This window comes from Coprococcus sp. LG101-27 (assembly GCF_027695515.1).
In the GTDB taxonomy this organism is placed as follows: Bacteria; Bacillota; Clostridia; order Lachnospirales; family Lachnospiraceae; genus Allocoprococcus; species Allocoprococcus comes.
The window spans coordinates 16,134-34,386 of sequence record NZ_JAQEUJ010000020.1 but is presented as its reverse complement, the minus strand read 5'-3'; the positions used below and the strand labels follow the sequence as shown (position 1 = coordinate 34,386).

Here is an 18,253-nt window from a genome sequence, read left to right as displayed (position 1 = left end):
CCTCCCTTAATGGGTGCTGCTTATACAGTCACCTTTGTTCCGTTGAAATTACCGCTCATTGTCTCTACGATACTGTTCTCTTCGTTCAGTCCGAATACCAGCATCGGCATCTTATTCTCAAGGCACATGATCGATGCGGTCAGATCTACTGCCATAAGCTTCTTATCGATGATTTCCTGAATAGAAATCTCATCATACTTCTTCGCTTCCGGATTCACCTTCGGATCGCTGTCATAGATTCCGTCAATTGCTTTTGCAAGAAGCATTGCATCTGCTTCAATCTCAATTGCACGGAGAACAGCTCCTGTATCTGTTGAAAAATACGGATGTCCTGTGCCACCTGCGAAAAAGATTACTTTTCCTTCGTTCAGTGCTTCCACTGCTGCATCTTTTGAAAACAGGGAAGTGAATGCTCCACAGACAAATGGAGTGAAAACCTCTGTCTTCATGCCTACATGTCTGAAAATATCGGATACATAGATGCAGTTCATCACCGTTGCAAGCATTCCAATCTGGTCAGCTTTGGTACGGTCGATCGTCTCACTGGTTCTTCCTCTCCAGAAATTACCGCCTCCGGTTACGATTGCAACCTGGATTCCCTGATCTACGATCTGCTTTACCTGCTTTGCAACGCCAATGCATGTTGCCTCATCAAAACCTGTCTTTTTGTCTCCTGCAAGTGCTTCTCCGCTTAATTTTAAAAGAACTCTTTTCATCTGTCTTTGCTCCTGTCTCTTGGTTTTTAAGATACTTTCGCATACCTGGATTTAGTATAGCATACCTGGGTTTAAAATGGAAGTTCTAAGTTTATTACATTGAGGGTGGGTAGCGCAAAATTTTGTAGAATTGGAGGAATTGACGCAGAATGTGCAAATGATTGGAACTATGCTTCTTTATTTTCTGGCTTTCCTGGCAACTGGGCGAGGATGATGGCACTGAACATCAGAATGCATCCTGCTATTTCTCGGATACTTAGTTTCTGACCTAATATCACCCAGCCTCCGAGGACAGAGAATACGGACTCCAGACTGAGGATCAGGGATGCCACGGTTGGATCGGCATCTTTTTGTGCCACGATCTGGAGGGTATAGGCTACACCACTTGAGAGAACTCCGGCATAAAGTACCGGTACTGCTGCTGCGAAAATATCTGACAGCCGTGGTGTTTCAAATAAAAACATTGGAATTGCCGACAAAACTCCGGTTATAAAGAACTGGGTGCAGGCGATCCGCACACCGTCTGCTTTTGGTGAAAAATAATCGATCACCAGAATGTGGATGGTAAATACAACCGCACATAGCAGTACCAGAATGTCTCCTTTTGCAAGTACCAGCTTATCGGTAATACACAGCAAATACAAGCCTGCGACAGAAATTGCCACGCTTATCCAGATTCTCACTCCGGCTTTCTTTTTCAGAAAAATTCCAAAGATCGGCACAAGCACGATATAAAGTGCTGTAATAAATCCGGCTTTTCCTACCGTTGTGTACTGTATTCCGATCTGCTGCAGGTTACTTGCCACACAAAGTGCCAGTCCACAACAGATTCCACCCAGGATGACATTCTTTTTTTCTTCTTTCCTATCTGTTTTTTTCTGTCTTTCTGCTCCGTCATTTTTCGCACGCCATTTGTCCAGGAAACAGATACATGGAATCAGAAAAATCCCACCAATCAAAGAGCGTACACAGGTAAATGTAAAGGGCCCGATATAATCCATCCCCACGCTCTGTGCTACAAAAGCTGTTCCCCAGATAAATGCGGTCAAAAAGAGCATCAGTGTATTCTTTCCTGTCATTTTCTTCATCGAGCCGTCTCCTATTTGCCAAGTTCGTGAAGATATAATTTTGCTTCTGTTTCAATGAAGATCGTTCCGGCTCCGTTTACACTGAAGAATTCGATCAGAAGAACGTGACGGATTCTTCCGTCCAGAATATGTACACGGTTGACACCATTTTTTGATGCCTGAAGACCATAGCCGATGATCTCGTCAAATTCTTTCGGGAAATTACGTTCTTTGCGCAGTTTTTCTACTTCCGGAACGGTAATCTTATAATAAATATCTTTTCTCTCTTCGTCTTTGTAGATTCCAGGATATTTTGACAGATAAACCAGCTTGTCCGCCTGCATCTTCTCTGCAATCTCAAGTGCAGTCTCTCTTGGATCAATATATTCGCTTTCGTTGTCGATATCATTTGGCACGATGACCGGAATATAATCATTGTCCAGCATCAGACCAATCGTCTCTGTATCCACGCCGCAGATACCGATTGCCTTAACTCCACAGAGTTCAAGGAGCTTGGCAATCCGCTTATTTTCACGGAATTTGTCCAGTCCCATACGGGTAGCATGTACCACGATCGGACGCATACCAACGCTCTTTAAAAGAACGATATCCTGCATCAGTCTCTGCTCTTCCACTCCGCTGAGCCACTCGGCACATCCGTACTCGATAACTACTGTCTTCTGATTAAAGTCTCTGATATATGGTAATGCATCTATCAGGATTGAAGCTTTATGCTCCACAAGTTCTAATTCTTTATCCATGATTACACCTCATTTTTTGTTTTATCTAAAACAGTATAGCATAGAATGATCTCTATTTGAAGAACCCATTTTTCAAAAAAAACAGGAAGTGGCAAATGTTCTGTAAAATCACCCTTTTTCGCTGCTACCACCATTTTTTTCACATCCATTATACCCGGAAGAACCGGTTCCTTGCATCAGCAAAGTACCGGTTCCTCTGTCTCATTTATTTGATTCGTGATATAGGCTTCCATTCCGCTCTCCGGAATCCCAAGTGCTATGGATAGCTCCGAATACAGGTTGCCTTCTGCCATCCTCAGATAACGTTCGTCAGTCGCCGTGATCTTCTTTCCCTGCTTCAGGCGGGACATCTTCCGCTGATAAAGGGTTTTGATGATCCGCACCCATTCTGCACATTTGCAGCTTTTCATGCATTCCTTGTACTTTTCCTCTCTCTGCTTCTCGCTTCCGATCCAGAGTCCTTCGATCTGTGGAATCTCACGGATCAATTCTTCTGCTTCTTCTTTGGAAATGACTTTTCTCATGACAATCTTCTCATTGTCTACCGGTGTAAATACTTTTCCATGCTTTTCACGTACCGGTCGCAGAATATAATACAGTTTGTCCTTCGGCACTCCATTCATTTTCAGCGTCGTAATTTCAGTCACTTCACAAATTCCTGTCCGGCCATAAACAATCAAATCTCCTACTTCGTACATTCTCTTCCTTCTTTCTTAAACTTGCCGAATCTCTACTTCTTTATTTTATCAGAAAATTAGTTTAAATTCTAATGTTTTTCAGATTTTTGTGAATCTTAGTCAAAGCTAACGCCTGTGGTTTTATGCAATTTTACTAGAAAATAGGGGGATTTTGTCGCAAGATGCGTCCCAAAAAGAGTCCTGCCCCATTCTTTTTGGGACTTAGACACTCGACTAAAATTTACTCTTTTTCCACAGTACGAGAAATTGATAAAATCGGGGAAGGGGCGCTTGACCGTTGTTCCAGGTGGAAGGTGTTTCTTGAAGATACGCTTTATTCATATGGGCACTCTTTCAATAAACATTCAACCGCCATCCGGTATTCCCGGATGGTCTGGCTTTTGCGGGTTTGCGTCAGATATTCTTCGCTGTTTTTAAAGTTTTTTCCAAGATACCACCAGAGTTCTTTCATTTTGACTACTGCGTTTTTTTCTTCTGGAGATTTTTCGATATAGGCATCAAGAAGATGATCGCAGAATGTAGCAATCTTCTTGGTGTCAAATGTAGATTTCCCTTTTATCACTGCCGGAAGAAATGGGTTCATCAGAATTCCTCTTCCGAGCATGATGCATTCTGCTTCGGGAAATTTCTCCTGGAAAATTTTGTAGTCTTCCGCACAAAAAATGTCTCCATTATAGACCAGAGGATTTTTGCTGTTCCGGCAGGCGTAGGCAAAAGTGGTCCAGTCGGGTTTGTTTTTGTAGTAATCCTGCTGGACTCTTGGGTGAAGGATCAGTTCTTCCAGAGGATATTGGTTATAGATATCCAGAAGCTCTTCGAACTCTTCCTGATCATATTTACCGCTTCTTGTTTTGATAGAGATTTTCATATCGAGTTGATTGAAAACTTCGGCAAGGAAACGATTCAGTTCATCGGGATAAAACAAAAAACCGGATCCCCTTTTCCGGTTGACGACTGTTTTGGAGGGGCAGCCGAGATTCAGATTGACTTCTTCATATCCGAATTCTTTCAACTGCCGGGCCAGGCGGATGAAATCCTCGGCGCGGTTGGTCAGGATCTGCGGAACGGTATACATGCCCTCATTATTTTCCGGAAGGATCTCATTCCATTCCTGTCTGCTGAATTTGCCTTTCGGGTTTGGATTTAAAAATGGTGTAAAATATTTATCCATTGGTTCAAAAAAGGTGTGATACGCCCTGCGGTATACCTCACCTGTAATGCCCTCCATTGGCGCCAGATAGATTTTCATGACCTGTCTACCTCCGTCACATAAAGTGTTTCTTTGTCTACCCGGAAATGAATTTCCATTCCCGCGTAAGACATGCCGTAAATCCGGACTGGATCCTTTTGATAAGAAGGTCTCGGATCCTGCTCCAGGATCTGAATCAGTGCTGCTCTTTTTTCAGCCGGAATCTGTTCCAAATACATTTCCGGGAAATTCACATCCAATTTATAATCTTTCTTTTCTTCCGCGAAACCGCCTTTTGCCTCCGGGTGGCTATCCACGTATGGAAGGTAGGGCTTGATATCGTAGATCGGCGTCATATCCAAAAGATCCGCACCTTCCACGATCAGCACCGGGCCTTCTTTTTCCCGGAATTCCACCCCAATAAGCTTTACGGAAGAAAGTCCGATCGGATTCGGGCGAAATGGAGAACGGGTGGCAAAAACTCCCACCCGTCTGTTACCACCAAGCCGCGGTGGACGTACTGTCGGGCTCCAGGTATCCCGGATAGATTCCGAAAATTCCCAGATCAGCCACAGATAATCATACGCCTCGATTTCCCGCAGTGCATCCGCATTCTGATATTCCGGCAGAAAATGGATTTCTGCCCGGGTATCCGCAAGATTACTCTGTCGCGGAATCCCGAATTTCTCCACAAAATCAGATCTTATATACGCGATCTGCTTTATTTGCATTGTTCTTTTTCTCCATCAACAAACATCATCACAAAAGCAACTGCCAAAATTGCAGAAGCGATCAGAAGTGCCTTTTCAGCAAACATTTCCACACAGGCATTTCCGATAACTGCACCGATCACAAAGAAGAAGATGATTCCATAGTACAAAAGTCCTTTCTTGATATACTCTTTATCCTTCGTGTTCGCATAACTGCACATATGCTGGGTCGCACTTCGTAAGTTTCCGATGCACATGGTGGTTGCAATTCCGTTTCCATGGATTTTGCGGAAGCTTTCCACCTGAATCCCACACGCAAGGGACGTGAGTGCATTCGCCACCAGATTAAAATCCTGTGGGATAAAGCTGACACTCAGCAGGATCACTGCCTCACAGAATACCGAAATCTGTCTCCAGTGCAGAAGTGTCAGATCTTTCGTCCGTATTTTCACCAGATCCGCAAGGGCGATTCCAATGGCAAATGCCAGCACCGGAACCAGATAGTGGAGTGCCATATGCCAGTTTCTCTCTGAAATATTGATTCCAAGAAGCAGAATATTTCCGGTTTGTGCATTGGCAAATACTTTTCCTCTGCACATATAGGAATAAGCATCCATAAATCCACCGGCAATCGCAAGGATCACACCAAGTTTAATTGATTCTGACATCTGTTTTGAAAATTTCAAGTTACTCATCCTCTCTGTCGTATGCTTTGATGTATACAAAATTCTCATTGTTTCGTTCTGTATGATAATCCAAATTCAGTGCCGCGTCAAGAAAATCCTTACCACCGGACTCCACTGCCTTCACCGTCATGCCAAGTGCCGCTTCCACGTCCTGCACCGTCAGATCATCCAGAAAGACCTCTTCTCCACTTCGCAGCATATTGATCGGAATCTGCAGAGTATCTCCCAGATCCTCTCCTGCTTCTTTTCTCTCTTTTAACTGTGCCACCAGATCCTGTCCGGTAATCAGACCGGATACGGTGATCGTCTCACCAAAGAAATCATTACGGATGCAGGCAACCGTGATCTTTACTTTTGGAAATGCTTCCGTGATCCTGTCTGCAAATTCCTGAATTGTCGGATACGCAAGCTTTGCAGTCGCAATGGTAAATGTCCGTGCGATCCCTTCTTTTAACTTTGGATATTCTTCACTTTCCCGAAGCTCTTCAAAGGCATGGTAAAATTCATCCCGTAGAAGCCGCATCATGCCAACACCATTTTCCAGCTGGATATATCCGTCATAACGTCCTTCCTCTGGGAAATCCCGCTCTGCAAGGATATACCACTCGTCACTTGCATGGATAAAATGAAGTCCAAACTCGTCATACGCCTTCTTCTGATAGCTCTCGATCAGATCAATGACCTCTTCCGCTTCTTCTTTATCAAAAAGCTCCAGTGGATAAAGTCCCTCCCTGTACTTGGAAAGTCCTGCCGGAACCACTGACACACTCCGCATAAACGGCAGATACTTCATCAGATCTTCGATAGAACGCTTCAGCTCATCCTTATCATTAACTCCCTTGCACAGTACGATCTGCCCATTCATCTCCACATGTCCGGCATACAGATCATCCAGGAATTTCAGCTTTTCTCCGGCGAAACGATTGTGGAGCATCTTGCAGCGCAGCTCCGGGTTCGTTGTCTGCACAGAAATATTGATCGGCGCAAGCTGCATCTCGATAATACGGTCCACATCTTTCTGCTTCATATTTGTCAGGGTAATATAATTGCCCTGCAGGAAAGACAGACGGGAATCATCATCTTTAAAATACAAGGTCTCACGCATTCCCGGCGGCATCTGGTCGATAAAACAGAAAATACACTTGTTGCTGCAGGAACGGTAGTCGCTCATCAGACCATTTTCAAATTCTACGCCAAGGTCATCATCATACTCTTTCTCGATCTCCAGAAGCCATTCTTCCCCGTCCAGCTTGCGGATCAGCACTTCTACATACTCATCCTTGATCATGTAACGATAATCAAAAACGTCCTCTATTTTCTGGTTGTTTATTCGTAGAAGGACATCTCCCGGCTCGATCTCCATCGCCTCGGCAATTGAATCCGGGTAAACCTCACGGATCAGATGTCCCTGATACTCATTTTTCTTACTCAAATTATATTCCTCCCCAAATTCGGAATCGGAAACAAAACCTTTTCCAGGCTAGCTTCCTCTTTCATGTAATCCTCATATTTTTATCATAAACGACTTTTTCTGCAATGATTACATACTTTTTCATCATACCATAAAACTGAAAATTTCGGTAGGGATAAAATTCAGAAGCCTGAAACAGAAGCCTGAAACAAAAATTCACCCATAAATTCAAACGATACCTTCCATTCTCCAGCAAAACACCGGGGAACGAAACCTTTTACGGTCCCATTCCCCGGTGTCCGGTTTGTATATATGGTTATCTATATACAATTTCCATATGCTTCAAAATAAAATATTCTATTTCTGATACCGCATGTTACAAGAAAGGCTTGCGGTCTTTTATTAGAAACGGCTAAATCAAGTTCCTCCTGTTCTTACGCGTATAAGTATTGTCGACTTCTATATAGTAGCATATCTGCGGTGTACTTTCCTAGTGGTAAAAAGGGAGATTCTTTTGCTACTGAAAATACCAGTTTGACAGCTTGCGAAATCCACCGAAATGTATCGAAAAATGTTTTCTTTCTCCAAATTCCTCTTAATTTTTCAAAATAAATTTTCTTCTTTGTAATATCTGTTTAAAATCAGAAACATGATTTTAGTAATTTTTTACAGAAAATCCGTTCGATTCTACACTGCATCCCCACGCTCTGTCACCAGCTCATATCCAACACTTGCTACTCGTCTCCCCATACATCCGCGACATTCTGCTGCCTCTTCACCGGTGCAGATCTTGTTGTCATAAAGCTCATACTGCTTCCGGTTCTTCACCGGAGAAAGGTTCGGCATCACAACATTCGCCCCGGCCTGCAGACCTTTTTCCCTGCCGAGTGGATCCATCGTACCAAGTGCTGTTGTCGCCGGAAGAAGTACCTTCGGCAACAGAATCCGGATCACAGCGAGCAAAAACAGTGTCATCTCCACACTTCCTGCCGGTTCTTTTGCAAACTGCGTATCGTGGTGTGGGATAAACGGTCCGATTCCCACCATCTCCGGCTGCAATTCTTTCAAAAATACCAGGTCTTCTGCCAGATCTTCTGTCGTCTGATAAGGTGAACCAACCATCATGCCAGCCCCCACCTGATAACCAAGCTTCTTCAGATCATACAGACAATTCTTACGAACGGCAAGGCTCATCTTCTCCGGATGCAGCTTCCGGTAATGCTCCTCATTCGCCGTTTCATGGCGAAGCAGATACCGGTCTGCTCCAGCTTCCCGAAATCTTTTGTAACTCTCATAAGACTTCTCTCCGATAGACAAAGTCAGTGCACATTCCGGATATGCTTCCTTGATTTTTTTAATAATCTCTACCATCCGGTCATCCGTATAATAAGCATCTTCTCCGCCCTGTAGCACAAACGTCCGGAATCCAAGCTCATACCCATTCTCACAGCATGCCATAATCTCATCCTCTGTCAGACGGTAGCGCTTTGCATTCGCATTACTTTTGCGGATTCCACAATAATAACAGTCATTCTTACAATAGTTGGTATATTCGATCAGCCCTCTGGTAAATACCTTTTTCCCGTAATAAATCTCCCGGATACGGACTGCTTCCTCTTTCAATTTCCGGACTGCCTCCGGATCTTCTGCGCATTTTATCAATTCGACAAAATCCGGTTTCGTAAAATCCGGATTTTCGATGAATCTTTCGTAAACTGGTTTCATTCTTTCCATTCTCCCTGCCTGGTTTTCTGTATCTTTTCTGAATTTATGGGCATTTGTCCATGAAATTATAAAATTTATTCTATCACACTTCGTCAGCTGCGGCAATCACTCCATCAATGTCTACGATTTCATCAAGTGGAATCCTGTCTCCACTCTGCAGTACGATTTCATTCAGATAGGTGTCAATCCTCCGGATACAACCGGACTTCTTCTGGTAAGAGCCACCTTCCTTTTTCTGATCCGGTACAAAATATTCAAAATCCACTTCCCGTGGCTTCTGACTCTGGCATACTTCCCGTAAATACAGATCCAGTATCTGTCTGCAATCCTCACTGAGTCTGCGTTTCCGCTCGGTCAGTCTTTCGGTCTCCCTGATTGCATCTTTATGTCCGGTCAGCGCTGCAAACGGGGCAAACTGCGCCGCTCTGTCCTGCCTTGACATCTGCGGATGTCTGACCGATACATGATGCGGTAAATGAATGATATCCTCGTATCCTGTCATGCCCTATGCCCTCCGATCTGCTCATTCCGCTCTTTGGTAGTGGCTCCTTCCTGAAAATTAAGTCCCTTCAGAATTGCATTCTTCCCATACTTCTTCTTAATCGAAAGCACTGCCTCCTGCATCTTCTTCTCCCGTTCAAGCTTCTCATCCTGCTGCTTCTTTTCATTGCCTCCGGTAAAATCAGTAAACAGATCCAGTTGCCGGAATTCTGTCTTATCTGCCGCTTTCTTTTCATCCAATACGTGATTCGCTGCCATCGAAATCCGCCGCACCATTAAATGCGGATTCACAATCCGGTCATACAGTTTCATCACTGCATCCGTTATCATTCTCGCAGAAGCTGTATACTCTCGTAGATTCGCTGTTCCATGTGCATGCTTTGGAATCTTTCTTCCATACCGGTCCACTGTCACCTCCCCTGTATAACCTTTTCCACTTGTCAGATTCTCGATATCATATCCGACAGTCAGCACGATCTGATCCGTAACCAGATGCTTTTCTACAAGATCAAGTGTCAAAAGGTCCAACATCTCTTTAACCACAATTTTCGCCTTTGGGGCATCATACGGGCAATGTAGTACCTGTCCTGCACCAACACTGTTATGCTCCGGCTGATACGCTTTTACATCTGCAATCGTACACGGTTCCCAGCCCCAGGCATGATCGATCAGAAGTTCTGCATTCACACCGAACATTTTATACAAAAGCTCTTCGTTATAAAATTCATTCTCTTTTCCAACCGAGCATCTGGCAATATCTCCCATGGTATACAATCCACATTGTTCCAGCTTTTTCGCATAGCCTCTTCCCACACGCCAAAAATCCGTAAGCGGTCTGTGATTCCACAAAGATCTGCGATAACTCATCTCATCCAGACTTGCAAACCGGAAACCATTCTCATCCGGTTCACTATGCTTTGCCATGATATCCATCGCAATCTTCGCCAGATACAGATTCGTACCAATTCCAGCTGTCGCCGTAATCCCGGTCTGCTCATAGATTTCCCGCATTATCTTTCCTGCAAGTTCTTCCGGTGTCAGCCGGTAAGTATGCAGATAATCGGTAACATCCATAAAAACCTCATCGATTGAATAGACATGTATGTCTTCCGGTGCAACATACTTCAGGTAAATGTCATAAATCCGGGTGCTGTACTTCATATAGAGTGCCATCCTCGGAACCGCCGTGATATAATCCAGTGCAAAGCTCTGGTCTGCCTTTAATTCCCCGGTGTCACAGGATTGCCCGGTAAATTCATGTCCTCCATTTTTCCGCTTTCGCTCGCCGTTGATCTCCTTCACCTTCCGGACAACCTCAAAAAGTCTTGCCCTTCCCGGAATCCCATATGCTTTCAGCGCAGGAGAAACAGCAAGACAGATCGTCTTCGTTGTCCTCTCCGGATCGGCTACAACCAGATTCGTCGTAAGCGGATCCAAATTCCGTTCCTTGCACTCCACCGAAGCATAGAAAGATTTCAGATCAATTGCTACATAACTGCGTGTCTGCTCCGGCATTCGCTGCACCTCCTAACATTTTCGCAAGAGAACATATGTTCTTTTTTCAATTATACTATATTTTTTCGCCGACCACAAGATTACAACTATAAATTTTTTATTTTTTAAGCAATTGGATATTCAGATCCACATTTCCTTCAATCCCCGGCACACTTCCTGTACTGGAATACTGCCACATACTGAACCTATACGGCGTCTGCGGAAGTTCTTCATAATCTGCATACCAGACCGGATAATCCAACAGCTTTTCCAGATCCAGTTCATACGCTTCCCACAGCATATTGCTGTAAATCATGGCATCATAACCGGCTTTTTCTATTTCTTTACAAAATACCTTCGCATTTTGTGTAAATTGTTCTCCCGTTACACCATCCGTCCGTGCTTCGTCTTCCAGAATATGCTCTGGATCGTACACAACCGGCATCTGAAACTCCTGCCCTTTCAAATGTTCCAGAACAAAATCAGCCTCTTCCTTTGCCTCTTCTTCATTTACCGCCTGCGAGAAAAAATAAACGCCCACATCTATTCCAGCTTTTCGGGCATTTTCCATATTCTGTTCAAACTTCTCGTCTGCATTTAACGTACCTTCTTCACCATAGCCACGATATCCAATCCGCAAAATTGCGAACTCATAGCCTGCTGCTTTCACCTGCTCCCAGTCAATATCTCCCTGAAAAACAGATACATCTACGCCCAGCCTTGAAGTATATTTCTTATCCTCATAGCTGATCTTATTTTCATTTTTTACAAAAAGTGCTTTATCATATGGATTCTTCGCAACTGCTTCATTGATTTTCACCGTATAACGCTCTCCGTGTGCATCTACAAAATCAAGCGTATTTTTCTCATCTGTACTTTCCGCATTTTTTGCATCCGCAGAAGTTTCTGCTGTTTTCTTTCCAGAACATCCTGCAAGCAAAGCTACTAACATTCCGAAAATAATCCATCTTACTTTTTTCATCTATTCTCCATTTTTCTTCGTTATATTTACCACAGATTCTAAAATGTAAACTGTGTATTGCTCCACAAAAGATTATTATTTATCTCTTTTCTCTTCAAACCTGCAAGTGCAATTTTTTTATTTCAAAACATCTCATATTATTGTTTATCAAGCCATCCTATCATATTCTAATTGCAATATATGATACTTCTGCTTTCACTTGCAGATTTTACAAAACTTTTTCCTTATAATCCCTATAGTCGTTCTTCAAACTCTTCACAGCGCATAATCTCCTTCACCGCATCCGTCAGTGCATAAAACAAATATGCATCTTTCACTCTTGCTTCCGGATGCGAAAATGAGATGACAACAGATTTGCCATCTCTGAAATACCAGATTCCCCTTGAAGTCATTTTCCAGTCAACCTCTCTGTCCTTATAACATGCATCCATAAAAGCATACTCCGTGCCACAGCAAATAATAAAGTCTGCTTTATACAAATCAATCTGCTCCTTGATAATGTCATGATGATCAACTGCTGCCCTGTAAATTTCACCATTATTTGAAGTATGTCCACCAGAAGTTTTCTTCAAATTGACCGCTGCTATTTTCTTCAACTCCCTCAAGCGTTTCTGTTCATTGTCTATCTCCATCTCAGACCACGGAAATTCTTTTTCCCAGGACAGAATTCCTTCCGTCCAGCGTGCAATATTATCCCATGTCTGTGATCTTCCACCCTCATAAACAAAATCCCGCAGGTCCCAGCTTTTTCCGCCATTTACTTCTTTTAAGATATATACGATCTTATATCTGGCATTTAAAAATTCCTGCTCGCAGATCACTCCATCGGCTACAATACTGGCATCTTTTTCTCTTAATTTTTGAAATAAAAACTCTTCTCGTTCTTTAATCGACATAGCTGTTTATTATTCTCCATAATCTTTAATTATACTGTAATTTATAATCCAAATTACTGTTTTGATAGTTCCAAGATAACTGTGTTTCCTATATTGTAAGGCTTTCTGATGTGTTTGTCACTCTTTTGTTTCTATCAGGTTACTAATGTAAAAGTTCGTTTACCTTTGCTTGAACAGCAGAATAATTTGGCTGCTGTACTTGGGAAGTACACACCTGTCGTGATGAGCAGTTTTCTTATTTTGATTGGATTTAAGTCCAGAGAATCTGCTATAGATTGGAGAGAACAATTCCCATGATTATTCGTGCAGCTCCAACGGCAGTCCGCAAGGATATCGTTCAGGCTTCTCATTGGAAGGGTCCAGTTCAGGAGTTTGTTGACATCCTTCAGTCCGGACTGCGTCCCCTTGATTGACTTGTTTACACTTTCCAGTGCTTTGTAGAGCTTTGTGGTATCGCCGCCGATTTCAACAGTGATGCCCTGGATTCTGGATGCTATTTGCGTAACCACCTCCTCGCAGGCATAAGAAAAGCCCATCTGTGAATCCGCCTTTCGAGAAGATATAGTAGTGATAGTTGTTGCCCTTTCCAAAAACTGAGGCATAATCCCGAATCAAATCGAGTTCATCCACACCGATTTTCTCATTCCGGTATTTGCATGAACCGATGATATAGTCTTTGCCCTCAACAGGAGTTCCGACGATATCAATCTGTATCTGCTTTTTCTTCTTCGGGTCTGTCCCCCACCACTGGCCGATTTCACTCAGCTCAATAGGAAGGCTACCATCCTTCCCAACTGAGATTCACATCCTCAGTTATGGCACATATTACCGCACACTTCTGTACATAGCAACCTGTTTTTTTGCGTTTTTTCGGATGACCCATCTTCTCCTTCACTTCGTCCGGCACATCGATTAGCCCGAACCGATAGAACATTCCGTATATGTAGGTCACGCCTCGAATATCGCCCAGAGCTTTGGGTCTCTCTACTACTTCTTCTTTAATATTCTTCAGTGCCAGCAGTACTGAACTCCATGCCAGACTTTTACTCTTCTCCCGGCGGTCGATCCACAGCTCCTTCGTGTACTCACCATTCCTGCCTTTTTTAATTTCGTAAGAGAATGGCAACCCGGAGTAAGTTTTGAATTTCACACCAGCATAGGCCAGAACCACACCCCAGAAGTTTTCTTCTGTCGAATCAGCCTTCCACCGCTTCATCGCTCTGTATCTCCGCTGCCGCTCTGCTCCAACACTGATTTTCTCTTTTTCTGTACTTGGGAAGTACACGCCTTTCTGATATGGCAGATACGAGGTAACAGAGGCTTTTGAAAGTTTCATGGTGTTTGCAGTTGAGAGTATGGAGGTTTTGTAGTCTTGTGTTTCACGGTATTCTTCAAAGGTAGCTTGCACCTTCTCCGCCACTTCTGATTCATACACACCTGCCGTGATGAGGAGCTTTCTTACTTTGATAGGGTTAAGGTTCAGCGCATCTGCGATGGATTGGAGGGAGCATTCCTCCCCATAAAGTGCCACAGCAGCATCCATCTGCTCTTTCAGATTCTTCCCGGCATCGTACTCTGGCTTCAACTTCTTCCGGCCACCGCCTGGTTTTCTTGTTTTCTTCATTTTACTCATGCAGCTCAAGCGGCAGTCCATCCGGGTCGTGAAAGAAAGTCATCTTCTTGCCGGTGTAATCATCCACGCGGATTGGCTCGCATTCAATCCCGACCTCTGCCAGCTCATTCACCGTCTGTTCCACACTAGCAACGCAGAACGCAAGATGACGTAGGCCACAGGCCTCCGGGTGGTTCACACGCTTCGGCGGATTTTCCTCTGCGAAAAGCTCCAGTTCCGTGTGCTCATTGACACGAAGATCCAGCTTCCAGTCCTTACGCTCTGGACGGTAGTTCTCTCTGATAACAGAGAATCCCAGCTTGTTCACATAGAAATCCTTAGCTGCTTCATAGTCAGATACGATGATTGCAATATGATGTATTTTGGATAAGTTCATCTTTCTCACGCTCCATTTCTTTTATTTCTATTCAATCTTTATTTTCGTTACAAACTATACATTAACCTTCAAAAAATACCGTGTGAACTCCTGGAGTTCAGTTTGTCCACACGGCATTTATTTTTTTGGTTCTTGTTTATTTCAGCTTTTCCAGAATCTCGTCCGCACTCATCCCGCTTGCCAACAGCTTCTTCAGCACAGCCTCCGCTTCAGCCTTCTTAGCTTCTTCAGCGGCCTTAGCATCTGCCTTTGCCTTCTTCGATTCCAGGGATGCCACTTCTTTTTCGGCCTTCTTCAGAGCAGTCTTCTTCTCTTTCAGGTCAGCCTTCAAAGTGTCAATGTTGGCGGTGATGGATGCGATTTCGGCTGTGAGTTCTTCCTTTGCGGACTGCTTTTCTGCAATCTGTGTTGCAAAATCTGCAATCACAGTTTTGGGCTTATTCTTGCTACCTTTAGTTCTAGGCATAAGACGCAAACCTCTTTCCAAAATTATAATCGTTTAAATCAAGTATTGTGTAGGTATGAGAACAACATAGAAGTCTCTTTTTCTCACAAAACTATATTCTTTTACAGACGCTTTCTTGCCTTCATCTCTACACAGTACAATAAACCACCGAGCACTCCACCTACTGTGTTATAGAAGATGTCTGATAGCTGGAAGGTACCCAAGCGAAGCAATAATTGCAACATCTCTATGCTTATCGAAAAAACGAATGCTATCTTTCCGCTATACCACAGTACCCTCTTCCAGCTTCTGCCCACTTTCTCCTGAAATGTCCACATCACTACCGAACTAAACGGTACCATCATGATCACGTTCTCGATGCACTCGGTGGTCAGTTGCTGTTCACCATTCACTGTCTCCCAGATGCCCCAGCCCCCCATGACATCGGATAAAGGATTCATCCACAGCTGACGGTTTAACAGGGTTCGGAACAGAATAAGTGAAGTCACAAAGACCAGGAAGAATAGTTTCCGGAAGAACACGCTCTCTTTGAATTCCTGATACCATGTCACTATGGCACTCTTCCATCCTTTACCTGCTGCGGAAGGTTCATAAGCATAAAGATAGAAAAACATGGCTAGGAAGGAAAGCAGGAATGAAAATCCAAATGGCTCGTACAAAGCAGTCAGGATGTTTGTGAGAATCTTTCCGAGTAAATCAATCGTTTCTTTCATCGCTGTTTACAGATCACTGAACAGGTCAGCCTTGTACACGCCGTTCTCCAGCATCTCCTTGAAACTGCCCTTTACTGCTGCGACATCTTCATGGTAGGTCATACCATACCATGTATCATTGGTTTTCAGAACCTTCACTGACATCTTTCCCTGCTCCAGCAGTTCGCCGATGAAGATAGGGATCAGATACTCTGCTTTCAGAGGATTGCCCGGGACTTCTTTCTCAAAGAACTCTTTGAAGCCTTCTTCCAGTACTTCTAAAAATTCCGGAGTCAATCCCCACATATTCATGGATACCAGAGAATTCACATCAACAATTACACCATCTGCCTCTGCTCCAGCTGCAGTCTTTACGATGTTCTTGGTTTCCACAACCTCAGTCAAGTTTCCATTCTCATCCATCTTGCAGATACCACGAGTCACACCACCGTTATCGGACAGAGTATTCTTCAGCACAAAGCCTGCCATGCAGGACTTGCCGCCGTTCACCAGATACTCATGGACGGCCTTGAAGCCTTCCTTGCCATAGTAATCATCTGCGTTGATGACGATAAACGGAGTTATAATTACGTCCTTTGCTGCAAGCACGGCCTGACCGGTTCCCCAAGGTTTTGTACGACCTTCCGGAAGTTCTCCCGGAATATCATTGATATCTTGGAAAGCATAGTCAACAGTTACATTATGAGAAGAGCAAATGGAGGCAATGCGATCACCGATGACCTCTTTAAACTCTTTCTCGATATCCTTACGGATGATAAATACTACATGGTTGAAACCAGCTTCAATCGCATCATGGATTGAGTAGTCCATAATGATATGTCCAGCATCATCCACTGGCTCCAACTGCTTGATTCCTGTTCCAAAACGGCTACCAATACCGGCTGCCATAATAAGTAATGTTGTTTTCATATTTTTTCCTCTTGTTATCTTTTATTCCACAGTCACACTCTTAGCGAGGTTTCTCGGCTTATCCACATACAGACCCTTGGCAACAGATACATAATAACCAAGCAGCTGCAACGGAATCACTGCCAGACTGCCGACAAAATGCTCATCCACCTTCGGAACATACACAGTAAAGTTCACCTGATCTTCAATCTCATACTTGCCATAAGTAGTGAGCCCCATCAGATAAGCACCACGGCTCTTGCACTCCAGCATATTGCTGATGGTCTTTTCGTACATCTCGCTCTGGGTCAGCACACCAATAACCAGTGTTCCCTGTTCGATCAGACTGATTGTGCCGTGCTTCAGCCCGCCCGCAGCGTATGCCTCGGAATGGATAGACAGGCGATCTTTTGCCTTGACGACCTGCACCAAAACTTTGAACTGGTACAAAATGCACTCAGACAATTGATCACTGTTTCTTTAGATCGTTATAAATCATATCTATAATTTTAGAATCCACTTTAGAATCAAACTTTCTGGCAAAAAAAGCACTTCTATTCATCAATAAATCGTAATCCTGCCGCAATAATGTTCTTGGATGTGCTGTATGAAGTGCGTCCGGCCAATCCATTACTCGCTTATTTCCCATTACTTTTGTAGAAGAAAGTGTACGATATTCTATATCATGAAAATCGGCTTCCAATTTATCTTTCAAATATGAATTGTATAATATAGTTTGTATAAACACTTCATCCGGACATCGGGTATAAGAAAATAATTTCTGTATTAGTTTCTCTTTCTTTACAATATACCGCGCCGCTTCATCTGTAACAGAAAACCATTGCGAACCCTTCATATACTGTAAACCACTTTTTTTTATCCGATCAATACGCAGTATGCTTTGTAGTTTTCTTGACAATCGGACCCAAAAATATTTCTTAAATTGGAAGTGGTAAATCCGATAATTATATAACGCATTTTCTCGCATTACAGGTCTATAAAACGAAACATAATTTCTCTCGTTTTCGTCAAACCATTTATGTATAATATCTTGTGTTTTAATTGGCAAATCATGACCAGATAAAAGATGATAATACCTATAATGTTTATTTTCGGTTGCACATTTTAATAAATTGAGTTCGCAATTTACTACCTCTACCCCCCCCCATTTCACATCCATACTCGGAATTCTATAAAACCCTGAATGCAAAATTCCTTTTTGAATATCTGAAATATCTTCATTACATTTTTTATCTAAATGCAAGTAAATATCATTATCTGGATAATCTAACAATCCTATTAATTTTTTTAAAAGTGGAATATCGTCGTGTGCCATAATGA

General features: G+C 43.2%; 22 protein-coding genes and 1 pseudogene. All 23 read right to left on the bottom strand.

Going from position 1 to position 18,253, the window contains the following annotated elements; genetic code table 11:
* Positions 1 to 20: 20 nt before the first annotated feature.
* Entirely contained in the window at positions 21 to 716 is a 696-nt protein-coding gene (gene pyrH / locus PG766_RS12890) for a UMP kinase (protein WP_022220574.1), read from the bottom strand.
* Positions 717 to 883: 167 nt separating this feature from the next.
* Positions 884 to 1,804 carry a DMT family transporter gene (locus tag PG766_RS12885; protein WP_182438649.1) on the bottom strand — a complete coding sequence of 307 codons (921 nt, stop codon included), beginning with the start codon at positions 1,802 to 1,804 and terminating at the stop codon, positions 884 to 886.
* Between the two features lie 11 nt (positions 1,805 to 1,815).
* Positions 1,816 to 2,544 (bottom strand): amino acid kinase family protein, encoded by a 729-nt coding sequence (locus PG766_RS12880; protein WP_008372369.1) that lies wholly within the window; start codon positions 2,542 to 2,544, stop codon positions 1,816 to 1,818.
* A gap of 2 nt (positions 2,545 to 2,546) precedes the next feature.
* Positions 2,547 to 2,678 (bottom strand): hypothetical protein, encoded by a 132-nt coding sequence (locus tag PG766_RS12875; RefSeq protein ID WP_270590945.1) that lies wholly within the window; start codon positions 2,676 to 2,678, stop codon positions 2,547 to 2,549.
* 42 nt (positions 2,679 to 2,720) lie between these two features.
* The gene (locus tag PG766_RS12870) at positions 2,721 to 3,242 is read right to left on the bottom strand and encodes a CarD family transcriptional regulator (protein ID WP_118199429.1); all 522 of its coding nucleotides are present in this window, start codon (positions 3,240 to 3,242) and stop codon (positions 2,721 to 2,723) included.
* A 313-nt stretch (positions 3,243 to 3,555) separates the two neighbouring features.
* Positions 3,556 to 4,491, bottom strand: coding sequence for a tRNA dihydrouridine synthase (locus PG766_RS12865; RefSeq protein WP_270590943.1), 936 nt, complete (start codon positions 4,489 to 4,491; stop codon positions 3,556 to 3,558).
* The gene (gene tsaA / locus PG766_RS12860; protein ID WP_118199427.1) at positions 4,488 to 5,162 is read right to left on the bottom strand and encodes a tRNA (N6-threonylcarbamoyladenosine(37)-N6)-methyltransferase TrmO; all 675 of its coding nucleotides are present in this window, start codon (positions 5,160 to 5,162) and stop codon (positions 4,488 to 4,490) included. Before tsaA ends, PG766_RS12865 begins: the two co-directional genes overlap by 4 nt.
* A complete protein-coding gene (locus tag PG766_RS12855; protein ID WP_022220568.1) occupies positions 5,153 to 5,827 on the bottom strand; it encodes a YoaK family protein in 675 nt (224 codons plus the stop codon). Before PG766_RS12855 ends, tsaA begins: the two co-directional genes overlap by 10 nt.
* 1 nt (position 5,828) lies before the next feature.
* Positions 5,829 to 7,259 carry a DUF512 domain-containing protein gene (locus PG766_RS12850; protein WP_118199426.1) on the bottom strand — a complete coding sequence of 477 codons (1,431 nt, stop codon included), beginning with the start codon at positions 7,257 to 7,259 and terminating at the stop codon, positions 5,829 to 5,831.
* A gap of 666 nt (positions 7,260 to 7,925) precedes the next feature.
* Entirely contained in the window at positions 7,926 to 8,972 is a 1,047-nt protein-coding gene (gene hydE / locus PG766_RS12845; RefSeq protein WP_117823928.1) for a [FeFe] hydrogenase H-cluster radical SAM maturase HydE, read from the bottom strand.
* A gap of 73 nt (positions 8,973 to 9,045) precedes the next feature.
* Positions 9,046 to 9,465: a hypothetical protein gene (locus tag PG766_RS12840; RefSeq protein ID WP_117823929.1), complete on the bottom strand. Its 420-nt coding sequence runs from the start codon at positions 9,463 to 9,465 to the stop codon at positions 9,046 to 9,048.
* Positions 9,462 to 10,979, bottom strand: coding sequence for a Y-family DNA polymerase (locus PG766_RS12835; protein WP_118199425.1), 1,518 nt, complete (start codon positions 10,977 to 10,979; stop codon positions 9,462 to 9,464). Before PG766_RS12835 ends, PG766_RS12840 begins: the two co-directional genes overlap by 4 nt.
* A gap of 97 nt (positions 10,980 to 11,076) precedes the next feature.
* A complete protein-coding gene (locus tag PG766_RS12830) occupies positions 11,077 to 11,940 on the bottom strand; it encodes a glycoside hydrolase family 25 protein (RefSeq protein ID WP_118199424.1) in 864 nt (287 codons plus the stop codon).
* A 233-nt stretch (positions 11,941 to 12,173) separates the two neighbouring features.
* Positions 12,174 to 12,836 carry a hypothetical protein gene (locus tag PG766_RS12825; RefSeq protein ID WP_118199423.1) on the bottom strand — a complete coding sequence of 221 codons (663 nt, stop codon included), beginning with the start codon at positions 12,834 to 12,836 and terminating at the stop codon, positions 12,174 to 12,176.
* A 134-nt stretch (positions 12,837 to 12,970) separates the two neighbouring features.
* Positions 12,971 to 13,372, bottom strand: coding sequence for a hypothetical protein (locus PG766_RS12820; protein WP_147356983.1), 402 nt, complete (start codon positions 13,370 to 13,372; stop codon positions 12,971 to 12,973).
* Positions 13,302 to 13,592 (bottom strand): DUF234 domain-containing protein, encoded by a 291-nt coding sequence (locus PG766_RS17145; protein WP_243014513.1) that lies wholly within the window; start codon positions 13,590 to 13,592, stop codon positions 13,302 to 13,304. The genes PG766_RS12820 and PG766_RS17145 overlap by 71 nt, the downstream gene beginning before the upstream one ends.
* Before the next feature lie 22 nt (positions 13,593 to 13,614).
* Positions 13,615 to 14,460: a hypothetical protein gene (locus PG766_RS12810; RefSeq protein ID WP_207662357.1), complete on the bottom strand. Its 846-nt coding sequence runs from the start codon at positions 14,458 to 14,460 to the stop codon at positions 13,615 to 13,617.
* A 1-nt stretch (position 14,461) separates the two neighbouring features.
* Positions 14,462 to 14,845, bottom strand: a complete 384-nt coding sequence (gene gloA2 / locus PG766_RS12805; RefSeq protein ID WP_118199422.1) for an SMU1112c/YaeR family gloxylase I-like metalloprotein — start codon at positions 14,843 to 14,845, stop codon at positions 14,462 to 14,464.
* A gap of 136 nt (positions 14,846 to 14,981) precedes the next feature.
* Positions 14,982 to 15,311 carry a hypothetical protein gene (locus PG766_RS12800; protein WP_118199421.1) on the bottom strand — a complete coding sequence of 110 codons (330 nt, stop codon included), beginning with the start codon at positions 15,309 to 15,311 and terminating at the stop codon, positions 14,982 to 14,984.
* Between the two features lie 101 nt (positions 15,312 to 15,412).
* The gene (locus PG766_RS12795; protein WP_118199420.1) at positions 15,413 to 16,024 is read right to left on the bottom strand and encodes a VanZ family protein; all 612 of its coding nucleotides are present in this window, start codon (positions 16,022 to 16,024) and stop codon (positions 15,413 to 15,415) included.
* Between the two features lie 6 nt (positions 16,025 to 16,030).
* Positions 16,031 to 16,933 carry a sugar phosphate nucleotidyltransferase gene (locus tag PG766_RS12790; protein ID WP_118199419.1) on the bottom strand — a complete coding sequence of 301 codons (903 nt, stop codon included), beginning with the start codon at positions 16,931 to 16,933 and terminating at the stop codon, positions 16,031 to 16,033.
* Positions 16,934 to 16,954: 21 nt separating this feature from the next.
* Positions 16,955 to 17,314, bottom strand: a pseudogene (locus PG766_RS12785) (SIS domain-containing protein); the annotation flags it as partial.
* 67 nt (positions 17,315 to 17,381) lie between these two features.
* Positions 17,382 to 18,248, bottom strand: a complete 867-nt coding sequence (locus tag PG766_RS12780) for a beta-1,6-N-acetylglucosaminyltransferase (RefSeq protein WP_182438646.1) — start codon at positions 18,246 to 18,248, stop codon at positions 17,382 to 17,384.
* Positions 18,249 to 18,253 lie beyond the last annotated feature (5 nt).

What these genes read in the sequence shown, in the direction of transcription:
- pyrH (WP_022220574.1), bottom strand. Translation starts at nt 716, where the DNA reads ATGAAAAGAGTTCTTTTAAAATTAAGCGGAGAAGCACTTGCAGGAGAC.
- PG766_RS12885 (WP_182438649.1), bottom strand. Translation starts at nt 1,804, where the DNA reads ATGAAGAAAATGACAGGAAAGAATACACTGATGCTCTTTTTGACCGCA.
- PG766_RS12880 (WP_008372369.1), bottom strand. Translation starts at nt 2,544, where the DNA reads ATGGATAAAGAATTAGAACTTGTGGAGCATAAAGCTTCAATCCTGATA.
- PG766_RS12875 (WP_270590945.1), bottom strand. Translation starts at nt 2,678, where the DNA reads ATGGTGGTAGCAGCGAAAAAGGGTGATTTTACAGAACATTTGCCACTT.
- PG766_RS12870 (WP_118199429.1), bottom strand. Translation starts at nt 3,242, where the DNA reads ATGTACGAAGTAGGAGATTTGATTGTTTATGGCCGGACAGGAATTTGT.
- PG766_RS12865 (WP_270590943.1), bottom strand. Translation starts at nt 4,491, where the DNA reads ATGAAAATCTATCTGGCGCCAATGGAGGGCATTACAGGTGAGGTATAC.
- tsaA (WP_118199427.1), bottom strand. Translation starts at nt 5,162, where the DNA reads ATGCAAATAAAGCAGATCGCGTATATAAGATCTGATTTTGTGGAGAAA.
- hydE (WP_117823928.1), bottom strand. Translation starts at nt 8,972, where the DNA reads ATGGAAAGAATGAAACCAGTTTACGAAAGATTCATCGAAAATCCGGAT.
- PG766_RS12840 (WP_117823929.1), bottom strand. Translation starts at nt 9,465, where the DNA reads ATGACAGGATACGAGGATATCATTCATTTACCGCATCATGTATCGGTC.
- PG766_RS12835 (WP_118199425.1), bottom strand. Translation starts at nt 10,979, where the DNA reads ATGCCGGAGCAGACACGCAGTTATGTAGCAATTGATCTGAAATCTTTC.
- PG766_RS12830 (WP_118199424.1), bottom strand. Translation starts at nt 11,940, where the DNA reads ATGAAAAAAGTAAGATGGATTATTTTCGGAATGTTAGTAGCTTTGCTT.
- PG766_RS12825 (WP_118199423.1), bottom strand. Translation starts at nt 12,836, where the DNA reads ATGTCGATTAAAGAACGAGAAGAGTTTTTATTTCAAAAATTAAGAGAA.
- PG766_RS12820 (WP_147356983.1), bottom strand. Translation starts at nt 13,372, where the DNA reads ATGGGCTTTTCTTATGCCTGCGAGGAGGTGGTTACGCAAATAGCATCC.
- PG766_RS12810 (WP_207662357.1), bottom strand. Translation starts at nt 14,460, where the DNA reads ATGAAGAAAACAAGAAAACCAGGCGGTGGCCGGAAGAAGTTGAAGCCA.
- gloA2 (WP_118199422.1), bottom strand. Translation starts at nt 14,845, where the DNA reads ATGAACTTATCCAAAATACATCATATTGCAATCATCGTATCTGACTAT.
- PG766_RS12800 (WP_118199421.1), bottom strand. Translation starts at nt 15,311, where the DNA reads ATGCCTAGAACTAAAGGTAGCAAGAATAAGCCCAAAACTGTGATTGCA.
- PG766_RS12795 (WP_118199420.1), bottom strand. Translation starts at nt 16,024, where the DNA reads ATGAAAGAAACGATTGATTTACTCGGAAAGATTCTCACAAACATCCTG.
- PG766_RS12790 (WP_118199419.1), bottom strand. Translation starts at nt 16,933, where the DNA reads ATGAAAACAACATTACTTATTATGGCAGCCGGTATTGGTAGCCGTTTT.
- PG766_RS12780 (WP_182438646.1), bottom strand. Translation starts at nt 18,248, where the DNA reads ATGGCACACGACGATATTCCACTTTTAAAAAAATTAATAGGATTGTTA.